The 906-nt window shown below is 39.1% G+C and carries 2 protein-coding genes; both read left to right on the forward strand.

Going from position 1 to position 906, the window contains the following annotated elements:
* The first annotated feature begins 63 nt into the window (after nt 1-63).
* Nucleotides 64-414, forward strand: coding sequence for an IS630 transposase-related protein (locus tag JMX89_RS12860; protein WP_227673106.1), 351 nt, complete (start codon nt 64-66; stop codon nt 412-414).
* Nucleotides 341-901: an IS630 family transposase gene (locus tag JMX89_RS12755; RefSeq protein ID WP_227673107.1), complete on the forward strand. Its 561-nt coding sequence runs from the start codon at nt 341-343 to the stop codon at nt 899-901. The genes JMX89_RS12860 and JMX89_RS12755 overlap by 74 nt, the downstream gene beginning before the upstream one ends.
* Nucleotides 902-906: the final 5 nt, after the last annotated feature.

The raw sequence follows: 906 nt of genomic DNA on the forward strand, positions 1-906 counted from the left end.
TATAGTCAATCTTAGATAAAACCGATACAATGTTTATAATCAATTCATTTAGTGAAATAAACCGTGACCTATTCAATCGACTTTCGCAAACAAGTACTGCGTAGCATTAAAGACGGCATGACCATTCGAGAAGCTGCTGCTTTTTACGAGCTTAGCACGAGCTCTATTCACAGCTGGCAGCAGAGCTTAGTTCCTAAAACGACTAGAAATAAAGCACCGACTAAAATATCAAATGAAGCATTATTAAAAGATGTTAAGCAGTATCCAGACGATTATATGTACGAGCGAGCACAGCGTTTAGGGTGCAGTAAGTCAGGCATTGAGTCGGCCTTAAAGCGTCTTGACATCAGTCAAAAAAAAGACCTTAGAACATCCAAAAGCATGTCCGATCAAAAGAGCGGAATATCAAAGTAAGCTTGATCATTTTATGAAGCAAGGCTATCCCATTATTTATATGGATGAAAGCGGCTTTGAAGCTGAAACTATTCGCCCTTACGGCTATGCACCAATAGGAAAACCTTGCATTGATCGCTACAACTGGCAAGCAAAAAAGCGTACCAACGTCATCGGTGCTTTGTATGAAAAGATGCTGTTTGCGCTTGATTACTTTGATAAAAATATTAATGGCGATATATTCTACGACTGGTGTAAATACACCCTAATCCCAAGTCTTAAAACCAAATGTGTGATTGTGATGGATAACGCCAGATTTCACAAACGAGTACAAAGACTGCTGAATAGGTACGGTCACAGGCTTCTATTCTTACCACCCTACAGTCCTGATCTAAATCCTATCGAAAAGAAATGGGCGCAAGCAAAGTTTCTACGCCAAGGTTGGATGGAGAATAATCTACCTAAACTATTTTATGATATGGGTTGTTCCAGTTTTATTGTGGATTGACTATA

This window comes from Psychrobacter sp. DD43 (assembly GCF_904846555.1).
GTDB classification, from domain to species: domain Bacteria; phylum Pseudomonadota; class Gammaproteobacteria; order Pseudomonadales; family Moraxellaceae; genus Psychrobacter; species Psychrobacter cryohalolentis.